The sequence below is a fragment of the Arthrobacter sp. Y3224055 genome (assembly GCF_059090825.1).
Map to the genome: position 1 here is coordinate 594,916 of NZ_JBNHGB010000001.1, position 21,565 is coordinate 616,480.

The 21,565-nt window shown below is 70.8% G+C and carries 21 protein-coding genes; 6 read left to right on the forward strand and 15 right to left on the reverse strand.

Annotated features, from left to right (window positions below; genetic code table 11):
- Positions 1-2: 2 nt before the first annotated feature.
- On the forward strand, positions 3-236 hold the full coding sequence (locus AC5RTY_RS02860; protein ID WP_494138938.1) for a hypothetical protein: 234 nt from the start codon (positions 3-5) through the stop codon (positions 234-236).
- Positions 237-304: 68 nt separating this feature from the next.
- A complete protein-coding gene (locus AC5RTY_RS02865; RefSeq protein WP_494138939.1) occupies positions 305-2,194 on the forward strand; it encodes a glycogen debranching N-terminal domain-containing protein in 1,890 nt (629 codons plus the stop codon).
- A gap of 42 nt (positions 2,195-2,236) precedes the next feature.
- On the opposite strand, the gene AC5RTY_RS02870 is transcribed toward AC5RTY_RS02865, so the two are convergent.
- Together AC5RTY_RS02870 and AC5RTY_RS02875 are read right to left on the reverse strand one after the other, a co-directional pair.
- Positions 2,237-3,394, reverse strand: a complete 1,158-nt coding sequence (locus AC5RTY_RS02870; protein ID WP_494012948.1) for a baeRF2 domain-containing protein — start codon at positions 3,392-3,394, stop codon at positions 2,237-2,239.
- 176 nt (positions 3,395-3,570) lie between these two features.
- Complete coding sequence (locus AC5RTY_RS02875) at positions 3,571-4,755, reverse strand: TerC family protein (protein WP_494025261.1); 1,185 nt, start codon at positions 4,753-4,755, stop codon at positions 3,571-3,573.
- 327 nt (positions 4,756-5,082) lie between these two features.
- Between AC5RTY_RS02875 and AC5RTY_RS02880 the strand changes: the two genes are divergently transcribed.
- The gene (locus AC5RTY_RS02880; RefSeq protein ID WP_494000780.1) at positions 5,083-5,406 is read left to right on the forward strand and encodes a hypothetical protein; all 324 of its coding nucleotides are present in this window, start codon (positions 5,083-5,085) and stop codon (positions 5,404-5,406) included.
- A gap of 12 nt (positions 5,407-5,418) precedes the next feature.
- Here the strand turns inward: AC5RTY_RS02880 and AC5RTY_RS02885 are convergent, their stop codons facing one another.
- Genes AC5RTY_RS02885 through AC5RTY_RS02895 form a run of 3 tightly spaced genes read right to left on the reverse strand, consistent with a single transcriptional unit; the run spans position 5,419 to position 9,211 of the window.
- Positions 5,419-6,276 (reverse strand): glycosyltransferase family 2 protein, encoded by an 858-nt coding sequence (locus AC5RTY_RS02885; protein ID WP_494024282.1) that lies wholly within the window; start codon positions 6,274-6,276, stop codon positions 5,419-5,421.
- Positions 6,273-7,817, reverse strand: a complete 1,545-nt coding sequence (gene rfaE2, locus AC5RTY_RS02890; protein ID WP_494000782.1) for a D-glycero-beta-D-manno-heptose 1-phosphate adenylyltransferase — start codon at positions 7,815-7,817, stop codon at positions 6,273-6,275. Before rfaE2 ends, AC5RTY_RS02885 begins: the two co-directional genes overlap by 4 nt.
- The gene (locus tag AC5RTY_RS02895; RefSeq protein WP_494138940.1) at positions 7,814-9,211 is read right to left on the reverse strand and encodes an aldehyde dehydrogenase family protein; all 1,398 of its coding nucleotides are present in this window, start codon (positions 9,209-9,211) and stop codon (positions 7,814-7,816) included. The genes rfaE2 and AC5RTY_RS02895 overlap by 4 nt, the downstream gene beginning before the upstream one ends.
- A 386-nt stretch (positions 9,212-9,597) precedes the next feature.
- Between AC5RTY_RS02895 and AC5RTY_RS02900 the strand changes: the two genes are divergently transcribed.
- Positions 9,598-10,788 (forward strand): glycosyltransferase family 9 protein, encoded by a 1,191-nt coding sequence (locus AC5RTY_RS02900; protein WP_494138941.1) that lies wholly within the window; start codon positions 9,598-9,600, stop codon positions 10,786-10,788.
- Here AC5RTY_RS02900 and AC5RTY_RS02905 read toward each other — a convergent pair.
- The 7 genes from AC5RTY_RS02905 to AC5RTY_RS02935 form a co-directional block, all read right to left on the reverse strand.
- Positions 10,754-11,455 (reverse strand): SDR family oxidoreductase, encoded by a 702-nt coding sequence (locus AC5RTY_RS02905; protein ID WP_494138942.1) that lies wholly within the window; start codon positions 11,453-11,455, stop codon positions 10,754-10,756. The two genes, AC5RTY_RS02900 and AC5RTY_RS02905, sit on opposite strands and share 35 nt — an antisense overlap.
- A gap of 67 nt (positions 11,456-11,522) precedes the next feature.
- Positions 11,523-12,884, reverse strand: coding sequence for a PfkB family carbohydrate kinase (locus AC5RTY_RS02910; protein ID WP_494138943.1), 1,362 nt, complete (start codon positions 12,882-12,884; stop codon positions 11,523-11,525).
- Positions 12,881-13,666, reverse strand: a complete 786-nt coding sequence (locus tag AC5RTY_RS02915) for a D-sedoheptulose-7-phosphate isomerase (protein ID WP_494138944.1) — start codon at positions 13,664-13,666, stop codon at positions 12,881-12,883. The genes AC5RTY_RS02910 and AC5RTY_RS02915 overlap by 4 nt, the downstream gene beginning before the upstream one ends.
- Positions 13,663-14,925 (reverse strand): glycosyltransferase, encoded by a 1,263-nt coding sequence (locus AC5RTY_RS02920; RefSeq protein ID WP_494138945.1) that lies wholly within the window; start codon positions 14,923-14,925, stop codon positions 13,663-13,665. The genes AC5RTY_RS02915 and AC5RTY_RS02920 overlap by 4 nt, the downstream gene beginning before the upstream one ends.
- Complete coding sequence (locus AC5RTY_RS02925) at positions 14,922-15,926, reverse strand: glycosyltransferase (protein ID WP_494024276.1); 1,005 nt, start codon at positions 15,924-15,926, stop codon at positions 14,922-14,924. The genes AC5RTY_RS02920 and AC5RTY_RS02925 overlap by 4 nt, the downstream gene beginning before the upstream one ends.
- Positions 15,923-16,990 (reverse strand): glycosyltransferase family 9 protein, encoded by a 1,068-nt coding sequence (locus AC5RTY_RS02930; protein WP_494138946.1) that lies wholly within the window; start codon positions 16,988-16,990, stop codon positions 15,923-15,925. The genes AC5RTY_RS02925 and AC5RTY_RS02930 overlap by 4 nt, the downstream gene beginning before the upstream one ends.
- Positions 16,987-17,526 carry a D-glycero-alpha-D-manno-heptose-1,7-bisphosphate 7-phosphatase gene (locus AC5RTY_RS02935; protein WP_494138947.1) on the reverse strand — a complete coding sequence of 180 codons (540 nt, stop codon included), beginning with the start codon at positions 17,524-17,526 and terminating at the stop codon, positions 16,987-16,989. The genes AC5RTY_RS02930 and AC5RTY_RS02935 overlap by 4 nt, the downstream gene beginning before the upstream one ends.
- Positions 17,527-17,670: 144 nt before the next feature.
- On the opposite strand from AC5RTY_RS02935, the gene AC5RTY_RS02940 reads away from it, so the two are divergent.
- Positions 17,671-18,696: a glycosyltransferase family 9 protein gene (locus AC5RTY_RS02940; RefSeq protein WP_494138948.1), complete on the forward strand. Its 1,026-nt coding sequence runs from the start codon at positions 17,671-17,673 to the stop codon at positions 18,694-18,696.
- Here AC5RTY_RS02940 and AC5RTY_RS02945 read toward each other — a convergent pair.
- Positions 18,629-19,414 carry a sigma-70 family RNA polymerase sigma factor gene (locus tag AC5RTY_RS02945; RefSeq protein WP_494138949.1) on the reverse strand — a complete coding sequence of 262 codons (786 nt, stop codon included), beginning with the start codon at positions 19,412-19,414 and terminating at the stop codon, positions 18,629-18,631. The genes AC5RTY_RS02940 and AC5RTY_RS02945 overlap by 68 nt on opposite strands.
- A 314-nt stretch (positions 19,415-19,728) precedes the next feature.
- Positions 19,729-20,469, reverse strand: coding sequence for a DUF427 domain-containing protein (locus AC5RTY_RS02950; RefSeq protein WP_494138950.1), 741 nt, complete (start codon positions 20,467-20,469; stop codon positions 19,729-19,731).
- A gap of 79 nt (positions 20,470-20,548) precedes the next feature.
- Here AC5RTY_RS02950 and AC5RTY_RS02955 point away from each other — a divergent pair, with 79 nt between their 5' ends.
- Entirely contained in the window at positions 20,549-21,016 is a 468-nt protein-coding gene (locus tag AC5RTY_RS02955) for a carboxymuconolactone decarboxylase family protein (RefSeq protein ID WP_494138951.1), read from the forward strand.
- Positions 21,017-21,112: 96 nt separating this feature from the next.
- Here AC5RTY_RS02955 and AC5RTY_RS02960 read toward each other — a convergent pair whose 3' ends face one another.
- Positions 21,113-21,511 (reverse strand): RidA family protein, encoded by a 399-nt coding sequence (locus tag AC5RTY_RS02960; protein WP_494049381.1) that lies wholly within the window; start codon positions 21,509-21,511, stop codon positions 21,113-21,115.
- Between the last annotated feature and the right edge of the window lie 54 nt (positions 21,512-21,565).

Consider the following 21,565-nt stretch of genomic DNA (forward strand, 5'->3'; position numbering starts at 1 on the left):
GAATGAACGCCACCTATACCGCCACCGCAACCGCCAACAGCAAGAACCACCAAGACTGGGGGCGGGCGATGGCGGCCGCGTTGGTCGATCTGGTCCAGCAAAGCGAAGGCCCTTCCGGGCCCCGGGAGCTCTACGGCGACGAGCTGCGCTTGGTGATCGAAGAGACGACGGACGGGGTCCTGATCCACCTGTCCTGGACACCCGGCGGGCGGGACGCCTCCGGCACCGTCGCCTGAATCCATCCGGCCGGTGTCCGGCCTGCCGAAGATTGTTCCCGCGCAGCCGATGCTGCCAAGATGATTCCATGGTCTACCGCCAGCCGTACCTGCACGATCTCACGGGAGTATTTGCAGCACCCGTCCAAGCCTGGAGCGAGCCCCACGGGCAGATCCGGGGTACCGGTGCCCAAGGGGTCTACTGCGGGGACGACCGGGTGCTGGCCCGGTGCCTGCTGGCGGTGAACGGGCAGGAACCGGAGTGGATTTCCACCCAGTCGCGCTCGGCCGGGCGCGCCGACTTCTTCTCCTTCATCCGGACCGCCGAGGACGGGGCCGATCCGCTGGTCACCCTGAACCGCTCGCGGGCGGCAGAAGGCGGCCGACTGGCCGAGGCGCTGACGTTCACGTCGGCCCTCGAGGACGAGTTGGAACTCCAGGTCCGCGTCGACCTGGTGGCCGATGCCATTCCCTTGGAGCAGGTGCGGGCCGGGGCCGCGGGCGAGGCCGGCTCGGTGGCCCCCGGCGGCGCCATCTGGAGCTGGCGGGACAAGACACGCGCCGCGCTGACGGCCGAAGGCGCCCGGGTCAGTTTCGACGGCAGCTTGGTCCGGCTGGAGTGGACGGAACTGCTCAAGCCGGGCGCCGTCGTCGTCCTGTCCTGGAGCCTGGAGCTTGACGACGCCGAGGCTCCCCTGACCGGCGCGGCCGCGCCCCCGCTGCGCACGCCGTCGCTGGCCGGGGATCCCCGGCTCCAACGACTGATGAGCCGCTCCATGACCGACCTTAACAGCCTGCGGATGGCCGGGCGCCAAGCCCCCGGCGACGTCTTCCTGGCCGCGGGGGCCCCATGGTTCCTGACGCTGTACGGCCGGGAGGCGCTGGTCGCCGCCAGGCTGCTGCTGCCGGTCGACGCCGCGGTAGCGGAAGGGACGCTGCGGGCAGTGGCAGCTTGGCAGGGCACGGCCGAGTCGGCGGAATCGGGCGAACAGCCCGGCCTGATGGTCCAGGAGGTGCGGCAGCGCCGCCTGTCGATGCCCGCGGACGCCGTGGTCCGGCAACTGCCCCCGGTCCTGTACGGGTCGCCCGACGCCACGCTGCTGTGGATCGTGCTGCTGCACGACGCCTGGCACTCGGGGATGCCGGAGGATGCCGTCCGGGACCTGCTGCCCCATTTGGAGGCCGCGCTGGACTGGCTGCGCATCGACGGCGACCCCGACGGCGACGGCTTCCTGGAGACGCCGGTTCCCGCCCGGCAGGGTCCGGGACACCAGGGGTCCGGCGACACGCGGGCCGCCTACCACTATCTGGACGGCAGGCCGGCCACCGGAACGGTCGCCTCGGCCGAACTCCAAGCCTACGCCTATGAGGCGGCCCGTGCCGCGGCCGTGCTGCTCGACTACTTCGGCGAAATGAACGCCGGCGCCGAGTGGCGCGACTACGCGTCGCGGCTGGCGGAGAACTTCCGCAGCCGGTTCTGGTGCGCCGACGACGCCGGACCGTACCCGGCGATGGCACTCGACGAACGGAAGCAGGGGGTGGACGGCGTCGGGTCCGGCATGGGACACCTGCTGGGCACGGGGCTGCTGAACCCCGAGGAGACCCGGACGGTGGCCGCGCGGCTGATGGACCGGACCTTGTTCTCCGGCTACGGCGTCCGCACCCTGTCGACGGCGAACCCCGGGTTCTGGCCCACCCGCCGCCGCTCGGGGGCGGTCTGGACGCAGGAGACCGCGTGGATTGTGATGGGGCTGCTGCGCACCGGCTTCCAGGAACAGGCCGCACAGCTGGCGGCAGGACTGCTCGACGCGGCCGAGGGATTCGGCTACCGGTTGCCGGAACTCTTCAGCGGGCAGGCCGCGGTCGAGGTCCGGCCGGCGCTGCCGTATCCGTCCGCCTGCCGGCCGCACGCCGGGGCAGCCGCCGCCGCGGTGCCCGTGGCGCTGGCACTGGGCGGATTCAGCGCCTCGGCCGTCTAGCCGCCCGGCTGCCCGCTGGCCCCCTCGCCCGCTGGCCGGACCTTAGCCGCGCGGCACGTCGGGGCCGGTGGGCCAGCGCAGCAGCGCCGCTATGCTCTTGCCTCCCGGCAGGGCTCCTTCGGGGACCATGGTCACCCGCGCGTCGGTCAGCGCCGCTGCCCGGACCAGCGCCGCCGGGGCAGGCACCTTGGCCAGCAGGTCGCCATTGACGGCTTGCTCCCCCGCCGTAGCGATCCACGGTTCGGCCGTCAGGGCATGCACGTTGTGATCGGCGAGGGCGTCGTCGTTCATGAGCAGCGTGCCGACCTGCGCCTGCTGCAGAGCCCGGACGCACTCGCCCAAACCCGCCGTCCACTCCGGATGGGCCTGCCCGGTTTGGTTGGCCAGGCGGTCGAGGATGGCTTTGCGCTGTTCCGTCCACACATGGGCCACCCGGGCGGCTATTTCGGCACGGAGCGCGTCCTTGTCCGCGCCGCCTGTGCGGGTGTGCGACTCGATGGTGACTTCGATCGCCCGGCTGGCTTCGGAAAGCTGGTCGACCACCAGTTCCCGGGCCCGTATATCGCCGGCCACAATCAGCAGCCGCGCCTTGCTGGCCTGCACCACGCGGTCGATCTCGGCGGCGATTTCATCGGCATTCTTGCGCCAGATTTCCTCGGTGCGGTGCTGATAGCGGCCCTGGGACCAGCCGCCGCCGGGAACCTTGGTCAGGTTCTCCCGCTCGCCCTCCACCGTCCTCGTTTCCACCACGCCGTTCCGGCGAGCGTACTGCAGGTGGACCTCGCCGCCGTCCCGGCCCACTTCGGCCACCACGTACGGGAAATCGTCGCCGCGGGCCTTTAACAGGGGAACCAGGTCCGGAATCGGGCCGGTGTGAACCACCTCCGGGCCGGACATTTCGCCCGGGAGCACCTCGTTGATTTCGGCCTCACCGCCGCGCACCAGGACGAAGCGGGAGACCGGAGACGGAACGCCGGTGGCCGGCGAAACGGCGTCGATCACGGCCTCGATGTCCGCTTTCGCGGCGCCCTGCTTCCCGAGCGATTCCCGCAGCCTGTCCGGCAGCACATCGCCTGCCCGCAGGGAGTCCACGGTCCCCGTGCTGGCGTCCACGTAGACCGTGATCCAGGGTCCCGGCTTCTTGTACAGCTCGGCGTACCTCTTGTTGGCTGCGTGGGTCGTGTTGACCTGCTCGGTCATGGTGATCACCTTCCCTGCTATTGGAACTGCGGGTTTTCTTGATCAGTAGACTCACGGTAGCACCGGACGTTTTGCCCTTGAAGGGGGGCCGGTCCTGTCCCGACCGGCCCGGCGAATCAGTGCGCCGGGCCGGTCAGCCGACGTTTGTCCGACCGGCCCGGGCGGCCCGGGCGGCCTTAGCTCCGCTGGTATTCCGCGTGCTGGCGGTGGGCCTCGGCCACTTGTTCGCGGATGATGTCCACGTCCTTGGCCTTGTTGCGGTACTTCGGATCCATTTGCACGATCTGGCGCTCTTCTTCCACCAGCAGCCGGTAAATGCGTTCACGTTCTGCCGGGTCAGCGGTGTAGGAGAGATCCATGTAGTTGACCGCGTGCCGGCGTGCGTTGTTGATGGCGTTCTGTGCCTTGCCGGCCTTGCTCAGCAGCGAGGCGACGACGGTGACCACCAGGATGCCGATGATGACGGTGAGCGAAAGTCCGGTGGTGATCTCGACCACGGGAACCGGGTTGCCGTCATTGACGAAGGGCAGGTTGTTCTCGTGCAGTGCGTGCAGGATCAGCTTCACGCCGATGAAGGCCAGGATTGCTGCGAGGCCGTAGGACAGGTAGATCAGCCGGTCCAGCAGGCCGTCGATCAGGAAGTACAGCTGGCGCAGGCCCATCAGCGAGAATGCGGTGGCGGTGAAGACGATGAAGACGTTTTGCGTCAGGCCGAAGATCGCGGGAATGGAGTCGAGGGCGAACAGGATGTCCGTGCCGCCGATGGCCACCATGACCAGCAGCATCGGCGTCATCGCCTTCTTGCCGTCCTTGACGGTGAACAGCTTGTCGCCGTCGTAGTAATCGGTGGTGTGGAAGAAGCGCTTGGCCAGCCGGATGATGAAGTTGTCCGCCTCGCCGCCGTCGTGTCCGGGCTTGAGCAGGTTGCCCGCGGTGATGATCAGGATCAGGCCGAAGGCGTAGAACACCCAGGCGAACGTGTTGATCAGCGCCGCGCCCAGGAAGATGAACCCGGTGCGGGCGATCAGCGAGAACACAATGCCGAACAGCAACACTTTCTGCTGGTCTTCGCGCGGCACCTTGAAACTGGCGATGATGATGAGGAAGACAAACAGGTTGTCCACCGAGAGCGCCTTCTCGGTGATGTAGCCGGCGAAGTACTCGGAGCCCATGTCCACGCCGCCGTAAATCAGCACCAGGATTCCGAAGACGATGGCGATGCCCACGTACAAGGCGGACCAGATGGCCGCTTCCTTCAGCGAGGGCACGTGCGCCTTGCGGATGTGGAAGAAATAGTCGAAGGCGAGTAACGCGAGGATCACGGCGATCGTGAGGCCCCAAATCAGGGGAGAAACGCTCATGGGTTTCCTTCCGTAAGCGGGTAGCGGTGAGCCCGCAAGTCTCTCCTCCGGCACGGCCGGCCACTGCAACCGGCCGGGCGTCGGCGCCCTACGTGTTGACGGCTGCAGCGCATCTGGATACTCCCTTACGCAACTGCCAGTCTAACGACGACGACGCTGCACGGCTAACCGGCCGCGGGCGAATCCGGGGCGGCCGGGACGGGAACGCCCCGCCGGAGGGGGTTGGACTCCTGCGGCCTATGCACCGCATTTCGGCTGTGACAGGCTGGGGGCCCGGGCCGCCGCGGTGATTGACCGGCGGCCGACAGCGCCGAAAGGAGCACCGCCATGTCCTATTACCTGGAGTACACCATTCCGGCCGCGCCGGACGGGGAAAGCTTCGAGTTCCCGGTCAGCGACGAGCACCGCGGCTATACGGTCCCGCTCAGCGAAACCGATGCGGAAATCGTCCGCACCGACCAGTTGCCTGCCCGCAGCGAGGTGTTCGGGGCCTCGCTGGCCGAGGCCAAGGAAGCGGCGGAGTCCATCCTGTCCAACAGCAAGGCGGACGCGGCGCAGCTCTACGACGATCCCGACGACTCGATGCAGCCCGGGGCGGGCACGCTGGTCGCCAGCTACACGGTCGGCGGCGGGTGGCAGGAAGCGGGCTAGGTTGCGCCGGGGCTAATCCCGCAGCACCACGTCCGCGGCTTCCGTGGAGCGATCGGTGACCGTGGTGGGCGATTCCAGGTGGACGGCGCCGGATGGCAGGATGCCGGCACCGCCGTAGCGTTCCATGACCCTCAGCTGCGCCACCACGTCTTCCCCGGCGTGGGCCGGCGGCAGTTCCTGCCAGAATCCGAACCCGCCGCACTCCAGCAGCGCGCTCCGACGGTACAGCACGCAGCCGCCGGCCCACGCGATCTTGTACAGCCGCCAGCCGCCGTCCGGAATGCCCAACCCGGCGGCGATGTGCGTGAGGTTTGCCGCGTTATGCAGCTGCCAGCGGCCGAACCGGTGGTCCTCGCGGCGGATGCGCTCGGGCCGCACCGGGCCGTCCCACAGTTCGAAGGGTTCCTGCTCCCCCGGCCGCACGTCGTCCAGGTAGGACATGCCCTGCACCGCTGCACCGATAAATCCGCAGCCCGCCTCCCGAATGGCCGCCGTCATCCGGACCAGCATGCCCGGTTCCAGCCACACGTCGTTGTCCAGGAACAGCACGAGTTCAGCCGTGGCAAGCCGGAGCAGGAAGTCGCGCTGCTCGGCCAGCCCGCGCCGGGGCAGATTCCGCTCCAGCCGGACCGGGCGCCCCTGGGCTTCCAGCACCCGGATCATCGCCCCGGCGGCCGGGTGCTCCCAGGCGGGGGCGCCGTCGGTCTGGTCGCTGACGATGACCGAGAACTCCGGGCCGTCCTGCGCCGCCAACCCGGCGAGCGTCACCGCCAGCTCCGCTTCCCGGCCATAGCTGGGCACCAACACGTCCAGCTCCGGCCCTGTTTCCGGTGCAGCCAGGGCCCAGCTGGCCGAACTCCTGCGGCTCACGCCGAATCAAGTCCCGAGGCCGGATTCGCTCCCGCGGCCGGCGCGGGACCTGTTTCCGCCGGGGGCGCCGAGCCGCGGATCCGGCGGACCACCGCCGTGGTGGAGTGGTCGGACACATAGTCCAGGATGCAGACCTCACCGCCGCAGGCTTCCACCACCGCCGTCTCCTCGAGCATCTCCGGGGAGTAGTCCCCGCCCTTGGCGTAGATGTCGGGCCGGATCGCTTCGATCAGCGGGATGGGCGTGTCCGTGTCGAACACGGTCACGTAGTCCACGCAGCTGAGCGCGGCGATGATGCCGGCCCGGTCGGCGGCCGGGTTGATCGGCCGGTCCGGTCCCTTCAGCCGCCGGGCAGATGCGTCGCTGTTCAGCGCCACGACCAACACGTCGCCCAGTTGCTTGGCTTGGTTCAGGTAGCGGGTGTGGCCGCGGTGCAACACGTCGAAACACCCGTTCGTGAGCACAATGCGCTTGCCCGAGGCCCGCTCGGCGGCGATCGCCTGCCCGAGCGCCTCCGCATCCAGGGCCGCATCGGAGAAGGTGCCCAGGTGCGAGGCGAGGTCGGTGGTGCTGCAGACCGACGTGCCGCGCCGGCGCACCACGACGTCCGCGGCGGCCTGGGCCAGGTCCAGGCTGGTGCTCAGCTGCAGCCCCGCGGCCCGCGCCAGGGTCAGGCAGGCCACGTAGGTATCGCCGGCGCCCGAAGCCTGCTTCTCGGTGACCGGGGTGGCCCACGTGCGGTGGGTCCCGCCGTCGGGCGTGAGCAGGAAGGAGCCGTCCTTGTCCAGGGTGACGACGGCGGCGCCCGCCCCGGTCGCCTCCAGCAGTTCCCCGGCGTGATCGGCTATGGCGGCGGCCCGGTCCGTGTCGGGATCCAGCGTCACGCCCAGCAGCGCGGCAGCTTCGGCGGCATTCGGCGTGACCAGGTCCGGCGCAACCTCCGACCAGGGCCGCGGGTCGTGGGCGTCGACCACCAACAGCCGGCCGCCGCGGTGACGGGCCAGCACGCTGCGCACGGCACCGCCCAACGCGCCGGAACCGTAGTCGCAGACCACCACGGCGTCGCTGCCGGCGAGCGCGTCCGGAACTGCTGCGGCCAGCCGCTCCTGCGCCGCTTCCGGCACCCGCTCCGTGCGCTCGTCCAGCCGCAGCATGATCTGGTCGCCGCCGATGATGCGGTACTTGGTGGTGGTCAGGACGTCTTCGTGTTCCACCAGCCCCGAAATGTCCACCCCCGCACCCTGCAGGAGGGCAGCGAGCCGTCGCCCGGCGTCGTCCCCGCCGACCAGGCCGAGAATGCGCACCCGGGCGCCGAGTGCGGCGAGGTTCATGGCCGTGTTGGCGGCGCCGCCCGGCGCGTACTCCCGCCTGGTCATGTCCACTACCGGGGCCGGGGCTTCCCGGCAGAACCGTTCGATCCGGCCGCTGAACCAGCCGTCCAGCATCACGTCACCGACCACGGTGACCCGCGGGGCGGCCTCCGCCAGCCGGGACGGCAGCCAACCGGCCAGCCCGGAAACGTCCGACAGGGGCGTGCTCATGGCCGCACCCCGCCGGGGAGGCCCCTGTGGACCACCTTCACCGCACAGAACTCGTCCAGCAGTTCGGGGCCGTAGCCGAACCCGTCGCCGCTGTCCCGGCGGGGCTGCGCGGAGCCGCCCGGGGCGCCCCCGAAGACGGCGTTGACCTTGACCGTGCCCACCTGGAGCGCGGCAACTGCCCGGTGCGCATGCTCCAGGTCCGCGGTCAGCACCGTCGCGGCCAGGCCGTACCGGCCCTCCGCCGCCAACCGAAGTCCGTCGTCGAAGCTGTCCACCACCCGGACCGGCGCCACCGGGCCGAAAGTCTCCTCCTGCATCACGGTCATGCGGTCCGTGCAGTCCAGCAGCACGGTGGCCGGATAATGGGCGCCCGGCCCCTCTGGCACCGAGCCGCCCTCGGCGGCCGTCGCCCCGAGCGCGAGCGCCTCGGCCACCTGGGCGTTGACGCTGTCCCGGAGCTTGCGGTCCACCAGCGGCGCCATCGCCCCGCCGTCGTTGCGTTTGCGCGCCTCGGCGGCGAGCGCCTCACAGAACGGGCCCGCGACGTCGCGGTGCACGTAGATGCGCTCCACCGACGTGCAGATCTGGCCGCTGTTGGCGAACGCCCCGATGGCCGCCTGCTCCGCCGCCCACGCCGGATCCACGCCGGCGTCGACGATCAGCGGATCGTTTCCGCCGTTCTCGCGGATGACATGGGCGCCGGTGAGCGCCGCGGCCCGGGCAATCCTGGCGCCGGTGAGGCTCGATCCGACGTGCGCGATCACATCGACATCCGGGTGGCCGGCCAGCGCCGCCCCGACCGCCGGGCCGCCGGTCAACGTGGTCATGACCTGCGGCGGCAGCACCTCCGAGAGAATCCGGCCGAGCAGCTCACCCAGATGCGGGCAGCGTTCGCTTGGCTTGTGCAACACCGTGTTTCCCGTCGCCAGCGCGGCACCCAGCAGCCCGGCGGCCACCGCCACCGGATCGTTCCAAGGCGTGAGCACAACGGCCACGCCCCGTGGTTCGTTCACGGTGTAGTCGGCGGCAAGCGAACCGCCGCGCAGGCTGTGGCCGCGGTGTACCGGGCCAAGCTGGGCGTACTGGCGCAGGGTCCCGGCCCCGGCCAGCACGCCCTCCAGGGCTTCATGTTCCGGCCGACCGGTCTCCCGCGCGTTCATCGCGGCCAGCTCCTGCGAGTGCTCCTGCAACGCCGCCGCGGCCGCTTCCAGCAGTTCGCCGCGGGCGGCAGCGTCGGTGGCTGCCCAGCCTGGTTGGGCAGCCTTGGCGGCGGCGACGGCCGCCCGCACCTCGTCGGAGCTTGTTTCCTCCAGCACGCCCACCAGGCTGCCGTCCCGCGGGTCGTGCACCTCCAGTAAGGCAAGGTCCCGGGCGGTATCGGAATCGGTGGTCATATTGCTCCTCCCCTCCAAGGCGGCCTGGGCCTGCCCATTGGTGTCTGGCCAAAGTCCACTGTCACGCGGCGGCGGTGCAGTGCCCATCGCGGGCACGCAACACCGGCAACAATGCGTGGTACTGGTTCCCTACCCCCCATCGCGCGGTTTCAGACACGCCGCCGGTTTCAGACACGCTGCCGGTTTCAGGACGCCCGGTGCGGGCGGTTCCTGCGGGCCGGTTCCTGCCTCCGGTCCCGGTTCCGGCTCTGGCCAGCGGCTCGAATGCACCTTAGGGTGAAGTTCACGAGGGGCCCGCGGGGGCGGGCCCAGGGGGTTGCGGCAGGCACGGCACCCGCGCGCCGGGTGGCTGCGCCGCACGCGGAACGTTAATCCAGGAGGTGGAGATGGCTGGTTCTCCCACAGGCGGCGCCGCTTTCGGTGGCCAGAGGCTCAGTACCGAGGCCCGGCATGGCCGGGGCATTGGGCCGGTGTTGGAGCCCTTCGAGGGGGTGCGGAAGATTGCGGTGCTCCGGGGCGGAGGGCTGGGCGACGTGCTTTTTTCGGTTCCGGCACTCGAGTCGCTGGCTGCCGCCTATCCCGAGGCCAGGGTGACCCTGCTGGGCACGGAGGCCCATGCCGCCCTGTTCCGCGGCCGGCCGGGCCCGGTGCACCGGGTGGAACCGCTGCCGTTCGCGCACGGGGTTCGCCCGGGGCCGGAGGATCCGCAGGCCATCGATCGGTTCCACCAGCGGATGCGCGGCGAGCAGTTCGACCTGGCCGTGCAGCTGCACGGCGGCGGCCGGAACTCGAACCCGTTCCTGCTGGAACTGGGCGCACGGCACACGGTGGGCACCCGGACCCCGGACGCGGCCGCGCTCGAGCGGACAATCCCCTACCTGTACTACCAGCACGAGGTGTTGCGCGCGCTGGAGGTGGTGGGCCTGGCCGGCGCGGCTCCGGCCGCGCTGCAGCCGGAACTGCAGCCCCTCGCCGATGAAGAGGCGTTGCTGGCCGGGCTCCTCGAGGAAGGCCGGCCGTCGCTGGTGACCATCCACCCGGGCGCCACGGACCCGCGGCGGCGGTGGCCGGCGTCGGAGTTCGCCCAGGTGGCCGCATGGGCGGCCGACGACGGATGCCAGGTCCTGGTGGTTGGCGATCAGTCCGACGTGGCGCTGGCCGAGGAGGTAGTGGGCCTGGCCCGCGGGGCGTCCGGTGCCGGCGGCGGGGGCAGCATCAATTCCGTGGCCGGCCGGCTGGAACTGGATGAACTGTCCGCCGTGCTGCGCGCCAGTGACGTGATGGTCGGCAACGACAGCGGGCCGCGGCACCTGGCGCAGGCGGTGGGAACGCCCACGGTGGGCATCTACTGGGCCGGCAACATGATCATGGCCGGGGCGCTGGGCCGGACCCTGCACCGGATCCACATGTCCTGGATGACGCAGTGCCCGGCCTGCGGCTCCGACCTGACCCAGGTGGGCTGGACCGCCGGACGCTGCAGCCACGAATTCTCCCTGACGGACCAGGTCCGCGCAGAGGATGTCTACGCGGACCTGCGCGAGCTTAGGGCCACGAGTCTTCTTCTTCGTGGCAAATGACCATCTCGCGCACCTCGCAGCCCTTCGGCTGTGACAGCGCGAAGATGATGGCATCGGCCACCCGCTCGGGATCGTTGAGCCGGGAGTCGTCCTGCGGCTTGTACTGTTCGGTCCGGTCGTCGAAGAACCTGGTCTTCATGCCGGCCGGAATCATGGTGGTCACTCCGACCTGACCGCGGGTTTCGGCCGCCAGCGCCCGGCTGAAGCCGACCACGCCGAACTTGGAGGCGCAGTAGGCGGTGGCGTCGGAGACGGCCTTGATCCCCAGCGACGAGGCGACCGTGATGACCCGCCCGTGGGAGGACATCAGGTGCGGCAGGGCCGCGCGCACCACGGAGACGGTGCCCATCAGGTTGACCCCGATGACCTTCTCCCATTCCTCGGCCGGCACGTCTTCCAGGCGCCCGCAGCGGTCGATCCCGGCCGCCGTCACGACGGCGTCCAGCCCGCCGAGGGTGTCGGCGGCCTGCTGCACGGCCGCCTCGACGGCGGCCCGGTCGGCGACGTCCACCTCGATGCTCTTGGCCCGACCCACCCGGCTGACGTCACGGTCCAGCACGACCGGCGTGCCGCCGGCGGCGAGGACCGCCTCCACGACGGCGGCTCCCAGGCCGGAGCCTCCGCCGGTGACCAGGACGCGGCCGGGGTTCATTGGGGCAATGCTCATGGTTTCCTCCTCAGGTTCGGGATTCTTCAGTTCAGGGCGCGCCGGATCTGCGGAGCAGTCCGGCGTGTCAGCCGACCTTGGCCAGGGCGGCGGCCAGGCCGGTGGTGGAACGCGCCGGGTAGTAGGGCACGGTGACGGTTTGCCCGCCCCAGGATTGCAGCAGGCGTGCTTCCGGCAACTGGTCCGCGGTGTAGTCCCCGCCCTTGACCCAGATGTCCGGCCGCAGCCTTTCCAGCGCCGCTTCGGGGGTGGCTTCGTCGAAGACCAGCACCGCATCCACGCACTCCAGCGCCAGCAGCAGTTCGGTGCGGTCCTCCTGGTTCATGATCGGACGCTCTTCGCCTTTGAGGCGGCGGACCGAATCGTCCGAGTTGAGGCAGACGATCAGGCAGTCGCCCAGCTTCCGGGCGGCGGCCAGGGTTCTGGCGTGCCCGGCGTGCAGCAAGTCGAAGCAGCCTCCGGTGGCTACCACCGTGCCGCCGGCTTCGCGGGTCTGCGCCGCGACCCGCATGGCGTCTACCCCCGGACCGCGCAGCTGGACCGGGGCCGTTTCCCGACGAAGCGATGCCACCCCGCCTGCGGCGAGGAAGGCTGCCGCCTGGCCGACGGCCTCTTCCACCGCCTCGGCCAGCGGCCGTCCGGAGGCCAGCGCCACCGCCAGGGAGGCGGCAAACCGGTCGCCCGCGCCGCAGGTGTCGGCCGGGTCGAGCGTGGGGGCTGGTACGGCCTGCGGCAGGCCGCCGTCGGCTTGGATCAGGGCCCCTTCCCCGCCCAGCGTGACGACGACGGCGCGGCTGTTCCAGCGTGTCCGCAGTTCCGCCGCGGCCAGCGCAGCCTCCCGGGTTCCGTTGTCCCGCAGGCCGGCGATCCGCAGGGCTTCGGGCAGGTTGGGCGTCGCCGCGGCCACGCCCTCGACCGGGACCGGGCCGGCCGGGTGCGGATCCCATACCACGGGGATCCGGTGCACGAGCGAGGCCAGGGCGTCGCGCAGCCCGGGTGCGGCCGCCAAGCCGCGGCCGTAGTCCGCCACGATGATGGCGTCGGCCGTTTCGAGCGCGTCGAGCATGTCCGGTGTCGGTACCGGCACCGGCGCCGGGGCGCAGCCTTCGTCGACCCTGACCACCGACTGCCCGCCGGCACGGATCCGGGTTTTCACCGGCGTGGGGGCGCCGGATGGCCCGGCGACCACGCGGACGCCGTCCAGGGCGTCGCGCAGCCGGGAGGAAGCGCCGTCGTCGGACAGTGCCGTGACCAGGAGGACGTCCCGGCCGTCGCGGGCCAGCATCCGTGCCACCAGCCCGGCTCCTCCGGCGCGGTAGGTTGTTTCGGCCGCGTCAACCACCGGCACCGGTCCGTCCGGGCTCAGCCGGGTTGCCGCACCCTCCACGTCCGCGTCCAGCAGTACGTCACCCACCACCACGATCCTCATGGCCGGCCTCCCTGCCCGCGCCCGCCCGCGGCGCCTCCCTCGAGGCGCGCCACCTCGGCGTCGAACGCCCGGCAGAGGGCATGCAGCGCCATGAGGTGCCCCTCCTGCACATTGGCCGGCAGCGCCTCCACTGCCACATAGTCGTCGCACAACTCGGTCAGCGGATTCGGCGCCTGGCCGGTCAGCGCCCAGCAGGTCACGCCGATGCTGCGGGCAGCTTCGGCCGCGCGCAGCAGGTTCCCGCTCTTGCCGCTGGTGGTCAGCAGGAGCAGCACGTCGCCGGCACGCCCGTGGCCCAGCACCTGCCGGGCAAACAGCTGGTCGAAGCCGTAGTCATTGGAGATGGCCGTGACCGCCGAGGTTTCCGCGTGCAGCGAGATGGCGGAGAAGGCCCGGCGTTCGCCGTCGAAGCGGCCCACGAGTTCGGCGGTGAGGTGCTGGGCTTCCGCCGCGGAGCCGCCGTTGCCGGCCGCCAGCAGGCGCGCGCCGCCCGTCAGCCGCCGGGCCAGCTCCGTCCCCCAACCGGCCAGCTGGCCGGCCTGGGCGCGCAGCGACTCCACCGCCGGTGCCACCGCCTGCAGGTGCGCCAGGACTGCGTCCACCGCGTGGGTCCCGGCCGGCTCCCGGCCGGTCGCGGGCACCGGGACGAGGGCGGGTCCCGGTGCGGGCGGCCGCAGGTAAGCCTCCGTGCCGGCCGGGCCGGCGGGGTCGGCTGGGGCCGCGGCGGTGGCGAGTGCCGTGGTCCGTGCTGCTGTCTTGGCCATGGCGGCTGGGCGCTTCACAGTGCTTCCCCTTCCAACTGCCGGACGCCGGCGGGGACGGCGCCCGCGCTCCTGCTGACCGCCAGGTGATAGGCCTTTTCGGTGTCGGCGGCCACCCGGTCCCAGGAGTAGCGGTTCCGCACGCGCTGCTGGCCGGCGCGGCCAAGGTCGCGGCGCAGCTGGGGATTCGTCAGCAGCTCGGCCACGGCTTCGGCCACCGCCTCCGGGTCCCGCGGCGGCACGTGCAGGCCGGTCTTGCGGTCCACCACGGTGTCGATCAGCCCGCCGACCGAGGCCGCGACCACCGGAACGCCGCACGCCATTGCTTCCAGCGGAACAATCCCAAACGGTTCGTACCACGGCGCGCAGACGACGACGTCGGCGCTGCGCAGCACCGCAGGGATTTCTTCCCGGGGCAACTGGCCGCGCAGCACCAGTTGGTCTTCCACGCCGAGCTCACGGGCGAGGCCTCGCAGCCGCTGGGCCTCGGGGTCGGCCGCCAGCCCGGTGGCACCGGAGGCGCCGCCGACCACGATCAGTTCGACGTCGTCCAGTCCCCGGTCCTTGAGCAATCGCAGGGACTGGACGGCCAGGTCGATGCCCTTGCGCGGAACCAGGCGGCCCAGCGTGACGATGCGGTGGGTGCGGCCGCGCGGTTCGACCTCCCCGTCGGCCTTGAAAAGTCCCAGGTCCACGCCGCAGGGGGCAATGGAAATATTGCCGCGCGGGATGTCCATGGCCGCCAGTTCGAACACTTCGTCCGAGCACGTGGCGATGATCCGGTCCACGCTGCGGCCGACGGACGGTTCCAGCCAGGCCCGTTCGGCCGGGCTGGTGTCCTGCGCGCCCTGGTGCCGCCGTTTCACGGTGCCGAGCGCGTGGAAGGTCTGCAGCACCGGCACCTGGGGGCTTCCCGGGCGGCGCGCGGCGTCGAGGGCCGCCACCCCTGACATCCAGAAGTGCGCGTGTACGAGATCCGGCGGGCTGTCCGCCCAGTCGGCGCTGATCCCGTCGGCCAGCTGGCCCATGTAGGGCAGCAGCTCATCCTTGGCGACCGGTTCGGGCGGTCCGGCGTTGACGTGGACCACTTCAACTCCCGGCCGCATCGTGACGCGGGCGGGAAGCATCGGATCGTCGCGGCGGGTGTAGACGCTCACGCTGTGCCCCCGCCGGGCGAGGGCGGCGGAGAGGGCCGCTACATGCACGTTCTGGCCGCCGGCGTCCACACCACCCAGCGCCGCCAGCGGGCTGGCATGTTCGGAAACCATCGATATCCTCACGGCTCTCTCCTCTCGTTGGCGGCAATGACCCGTCCGGCGCCCGTGGTGGTCTCTGCCAGCAGGCTGTCCCAGTTGTCCAGGAATGCCTGCAGCCCGTAGTTCCGCAGCGCCGCCTCGCGCGCGACTGCTCCGCGCGCAGCGGCCTCGTCCGGGTCCTTCAGCAGCCGGGCCGCTTCGCGGCGCAGCTGGTGCACATCGGACGAGATGGCGCCGGCCTCCGGCGGCACGGCCCGGGCGGCCTCTGTGCTGGCCAGCACCACCACCGGCATGCCCAGATGCATGGCTTCCAGCAGCGCCAGGCCCAGCGAGGTCCAGCGCAGCGGGTGCAGGTAGAGGCGGCAGCGGGCCAGTTCGGCGTGCAGCAGCGGACCGGGCAGGTCGCCGCGCACGCGCAGCTTGTCCGGGCCCAGCCCGGTGGCCGCGCCCAGCTGGTCGGTGCCCATGCCGAACACGTCCAGCGGTCCTGCCTCGGCGAAGGCCGGCAGCAGGTCCGTTCCGGTGACCCGCCAGCGGCGGACCGGCTCGTTGACCACCACGCCCTGGCGTTCCAGTTCCCCGGTGTAGAGCGGACCGGGATCCACGATGCCGTGCTCAATCACGGTGGTCCGGGCTGTTCCGCAGTCCCAGAAGAGGCGGTTGAAGTGGGTGACATGCACGACGGTCATGTCCTGCTGGTCGGCCAGCGGGTGAAGCGAGTTGGGCACGTCCCCCTTGGGGGTGTTGTGCTCCAGGAACACCGCCGGGATGTCCCGTCCCGGCCGGCGGCCCAGCAGCCGCTCGCATTCCTCGATTTCCTCGGGCCGCTGCAGCACCACGACGTCGGGTTCTTCGTCCCGCAGCCGGTCCGGGTGCACGTCCCGGACCGACGACGGCCAGTCGCGGCCGGCGCGGCCCAGGCCCCACGGCCCGCCCTCCGCCGTCGCGGGCAACAGGTATTCGTGGCGGCCGCGGACAAAAGCGTCGGTCCAGCCGCCGTGGACATGCCAAAGCAAGATCTTCATGCGTTCCTCGTCTTTCTCCTGGCGGACAAATACGTCACGCCGCGGGTCAGCCGCTGTACAGCCTCGAGCACTTCTTCGGGGGCCACTTGGGACAGGCAGGGATGGCCGGGAACCGGACAGTTGCGCGCCCGGCTCAGCCGGCAAGGCGCCTGCTGGTCCCCGAGCAGCTCCACCGGGACCTTGTACGGTGCCCAGCGGACCGCCGGAACCACCGGCGCAAACAGGGACACGACCGGCGTGCCCACGGCCGCGGCCAGGTGCGCCGGCCCGGTATTTCCGGTCACGACGGCGGACGCGCCGGCCAGGACCCCCGCCAGGCTCCGCAGGTCGGTCTGCCCGCCCAGGTCCAGCGCGCCGGGGACGGCGACGGTGGCCGTCAGTTCCTGCTCCTGCGGGCCCCCGGTGACCACCACCCGGTAGCCGGCGCCGATCAGCAGTTCGACGGCGGCGGCGTGGTGCAGGGGCGGCCACGCGCGCGCCGGGACGGAGGCGCCGGGGTGCACGGCGATGTAGGGTTCGCCGCCGGTCAGGTCGGTGGTGTCCGGGATGCCTTGCACCTGCAGCCGGCCGTCGTCGTCGTGCGGAAGCCGGTACCCGGCGGCCGCGGCGATCTGCAGCGCCCGTTCGGCCTCCGGCTGGTCCTCCGGGAAGTCCTCGCCGGGGCGCAGCCGCTGATCCAGCAGCGACCCGGCGTAATCGACGGACGCGCCGGTGATACGTTCGACGCCGGCCAGCCGCAGCAGCAATGCCAGCGGCAACGGCGACTGGTGGAAGGACGTGAGGATGACGGCCTCGGAGATCTCTGAGGCCCGGACCCAGTTCGTCAGCGCGGCCACCTGCTCCCGGGTCGCCGGTGGGGCGGGGTCGACGATCCACGGGCTGGCCCAGCTGAACACGCCTGCGACGCCGGGCAGCAATTCCGCGGCGGCTTTGCCCTGCGGGCCGCACAGCATCATAACGTCGCGCGGATTGCCGTCGTGGCCTGCCGCAACTGCCCGCACCGCCGGGCCCGCCAGCAGTACGTCTCCGACGCTGTCCAGCCGCGCCACCAGTACGCGGCTCATCGCCGGCCCTCCAGCAGCAGCGAGACCGCGGCGGGGAGGTCTTCGGCGACCATGGCGGCGGCCTCGACCTCTTCGCGCCGGGTCACCGGGGTCGGTACCAGGACGCCGGTGGCGCCGGCGGCGGCAGCGGCCTCGACGTCGGCCCCGATGTCCCCGACGTAGGCCACCTCCTCGGGAGCGAGCCCGAGCCGGCGGCAGGCCGCAAGGATCATCCCGGGCTGCGGTTTCCGGCAGGGGCATCCGTCGTCCGGGTTGTGCGGGCAGATCTCCCACACGTCAAACGGTCCCAGCAGCTCTTCCACCCGCCGGTTGACGGCGTCGACCTGTTCCCGGCTCAGCAAGCCCCGGCCGATGCCTGATTGATTGGTGAGCACCCCGCAGGGCAGCCCGGCGGTCCGGACCGCGTCAACGGCCGCCCGGGCGCCGGCTACCGGCCGGACCTTCGCGGGGTCCGGGTTGTAGGGCACGTCCGTGACCAGCGTGCCGTCCCGGTCGAAGAGGATGGCCCGCAGCGGGTGTGCAGCAGTTGTGCTCATACCAGCACTGTTCCCAGCGCGGCTCCGACCTAAACACTTCTCCTGCTACTACTTTTGTGTCGCCCACTTCCCGCCACGGCAACCGCCGCCGCGGGAGGCGCACGGTGCGGGCATCTGGGAGGATGGGCACAGCCGGAAGGAAGGATGGGTGCAGTGGCAGAAGCTGAAGGACTCGAACGGGACGGACGCCCGGAGCTGCTGGTGCTCCGGGCGCTCAAACTGGGCGATCTGCTGGTCGCGGTTCCGGCGTTGCGGGCACTGCGCGCGGCCTACCCGGAACACCGGATTATCTACGCCGCCCAGGCCTGGCTGCGGCCCATCCTCGGACTGACCGGCTCGGTAGACGACCTGCTGGCCACCCATGGCCTCGATGTTCCCCTGGCGCTGGCACCCGGCCGGGTAGACATGGCCGTGAACCTGCACGGCAACGGGCCGGAGAGCCGCGGCCGCCTGGAAGCCCTGCAGCCCGCCAGGCGAATTGGCCACCGCGCCCCCGGGTGGGACGGCCCCTCATGGCTGGAAGGCGCGCACGAACGCGAGCGCTGGACCCGGCTGCTGCAGTGGCACGGAATCGACGCGGATCCGCTCGACTACCGGCTGGACAAGCCCGCCGTCCAGAGCCCCTGCCCGGGAGCGACGGTACTCCATGTCGGTGCCGCCTACGGCAGCCGGCTGTGGCCCGCCGAGCGGTTCGCCGCGGTCGCCCGGGAACTGGCAGCCCAGGGACACCGCATCCTGTTCACCGGCAGCGCGGCGGAACGGCCCCGGGCACAGGCCGTGGCCGAACTGGCCGGGCTGGGTCCTGACACCGTCGTCGCGGGGACGCTGCCACTGGCGGAGTTTGCCGCAGCGATCGCCGAGGCCGCGCTCGTCATTTCCGCCGATACCGGTGCCGCCCATCTGGCGTCGGCCTATGCCCGGCCGTCGGTGGTCATTTTCGGCCCGGCGCCCGTCAGCGTATGGGGTCCGCCACCCGGACCCCATACGGTCCTGACCGACGAGAGCCTGCGCCTGGGCGACACATTCTCCGCCGACCCCGACCCTGCCCTGCTGGCCGTCGGCCCGGACGACGTCCTGGCCGCCGTCGCACAACTGCCGGTCGCTACGCCGTCCGCATCCGCTGCCGCCCGGGGGTCTGCCGTTCCCCCAGCACCCGGCGCTGGAGCTTGACCAGGATCCTGGCGAGCGCGCGGGACACCTGCATCTGGGTCATGCCGATGCGCTCCCCGATGCGGCGCTGGGACTCTTCCTGGAAGTACCGGTAGAAGAGCAACTGCCGTTCCTGCGGCTCCAGTTCGCGGATGGCGCCGCGAAGCATCAGCAGTTCCTCGGTCCGTTCGGTCCCGCCGTCGGAGGCAGCCAGCGTCTCCGCCAGGCCCTGTCCCTCGGGGGTCCCTTCCAGTGATTCCGGCCGCAGGCTGCCGTGGCAGTTGAGGGCTTCGGCGACCGTTTCCGGGTCTTCGGCGAGCGCGTCGGCCAACTCCTGCAGCCCGGGCTCGCGGCCCAGCCGCTGCGCGAGTTCGGAGGTCATTTTGATCGCCGCCGTCCGCAGGTCCTGAAGGTGACGCGGCGGGCGGATCATCCACGAGCTGTCCCGAAGATAGCGCTTCAGTTCGCCGTGGACCGTGGGAGCCGCGTAGGCACGGAAATCGGCGCCGTGGTCGGGGTCGAAGCCGCGGACCGCCTTGAGCAGCCCCAGCCGCGCAACTTGGTTCAGGTCATCGAGCTCCCTGCCCGGGCCCGAATAGTTGCGGGCGATCCCCTCGGCAATGCCCAGGTGCCCCAGCACCAACTCCTCTTCCAAGGCGGCGCGCAGGGACCCCTTGGCGCGTCTCGCCTTGCGGAACAAGACCTGTATCTCTTTGTCATCCTTGTCGTTGTATTGCACCAGAGGCCCACTCTCTATCCGGGAAGCGCGGACCAGAAGCGCTTCTCCCCCAAGAGACCATAAGCATGCTGATTATGCAACAGGCGAACGGTGAAAAAATGCGCAAAAGTCTTTTCTTCTCCCGGGAGGAGAAGGTATAAGCAGCCGCCGTTCCGACCGGGGCCCGGGCCACCGGGAGGGCGGAGGAGAGCGGCAGCAGCCGAAATCATCCAGAGCGGCCGAGCCGTGCGGGAACGGCCGTCCCTGACGTGCCCGCGTCGGGTATCAGCCGCTCTCGCTGGCAGCGCGGGCCCGGAGCGAAACGGGGGCGGAAATCACGCCCAGGGCGTGTCGGGTTTCTCCTGGGGTTTGCCGTCGACCACGAGGTCCACTTTCTCGTTGTAGAAGCAGAAGAGATCGCGGATCTTGGGGTTTTCCGGGATCGGGTTCGGGTAGCTCCAGACAACGTCGCGGACAACGTCTTCGCCTACCCGGACCGACCAGTAGCGGGCCTCGCCCTTGTACGGGCAGCTCGTGACGGTGTCGCTGGACTCCAGCAGGTCGGTCCGCACGTCCTCGGCCGGCAAGTAGTAGCGGGTGGGCAGGTGGGTTTCGAACAGCAGCAGCGGCCGGATGCTGTCCGCCACTTTCTCGCCGGCGAGGTAGACCTGCACCCGCCGCGAACTGCGCAGGGTATCTACGCGCTTATAGGGATCGCGGGCATGGACCAGCACCCGCTCGTCTTCCTCGTACCACTCCAGCTGCCGCCAGGAGAAAGTCACGTGGCCGGCCAGGTCGCTCATCGAACCGTGCGCTTCCGGATGCTCCCACGCCCCGGCCTCCGCGCGCTTCTTGCCGATGGCCACATCCCAGAGCTGCTGGCCCGCCGGCCCGGGGCGCGCATTGGCCAGCGCCCCTGCCGCGACGTCCTCCCGCGGCAGATAGTAGGTCGGCAGACCGTCCCGGCCATACTGGACCATCAGCCTGGCCCGCGTGCTGTCGGCCACCAGGGTTCCACCCAGCCGCACCCGGATCCGCCGTGCAGTGGGTTCCGTGAAGGGTGCATCGAATTCCATGGGGCACACGCTACTCCTCCGCGGCTCCCGTCGGCAGTGCTGAGAGAATGAAGGCCGACCAGCAACACAGGAGGCATGAGTGAGTTCCGACAATCGTCCCGCCAAGTTCTACATCGACAAGCAGACGCCGGCAGCCTATCGCGCGCTCAACGGACTGGCGCTCAAGGTCGGCGAAGCGGCCGAAGCGGCAGGCCTGGACCGGAAGCTGGTGGAACTGCTGAACCTGCGCATCTCGCAGATCAACGGCTGTGCGTACTGCCTGAACATGCACACCCGGCTGGCCCTGGGCGAGGGCGAGACGGCCCAGCGGCTTTCCGTGCTTCCGTCCTGGCGGGACACCGAGGTTTTCACGGACAAGGAACGGGCCGCGCTGGCCCTGGCCGAGGCGCTGACCGAACTGCCGGACCACCACAGCCAGGAGCGAGCCTATTCCGCCGCCCGCGAGGAACTCACCGACGACGAGTTCTCCGCGGTCAGCTGGATCACCGTCGCGATGAACGCCTTCAACCGGGTCTCCATCGTCAGCAAGCACCCGGTCCGTTCGTAGGCAACCCGGGCCGGGCAGGCCGCCACCGCGCCAGGGCGGCAGGGCAGCGCACGACGGCGGTGGCTGCGGTCCTGTCAGCGGCTACGCAGGCCGCGGCTACTCGGGCTGCGGCGGGACCTGGGCGAGTGCGTCGATCTCCACCAGCACGCCGGGCCGCGCGGACCCCACCTGCAGGACGGTGATTGCCGTTGGCACCGGCCCCCACACCTCCGCGGCCGCGGCGTACCCCTCGTTCGCGTCCTGCCCGGCAGCGAGGTAGATGTTCAGCTTGGCCACGTCCTGCTGCGTTGCACCGGCCTCCTCGAGGACCGCGAGCACGTTGCGCATCGCCTGCCTGGTCTGGCCGGCAAGATCGTCACTGACCATCTCGCCGTCAGCGTTGATCCCGTTCTGGCCGCCGACGATCAGCAGCCGGCCCGGGCCGTCCACGAGCACGCCCTGGGAAAAGGCCGGACTGCGGAACATGCCCGCTGGATTAATGTGCGTGAGAGCCATTGGCTTTCCTCCGTTTTTCCGGTTCGGGGCGCACGGCACCGGCACCGCGTGCCG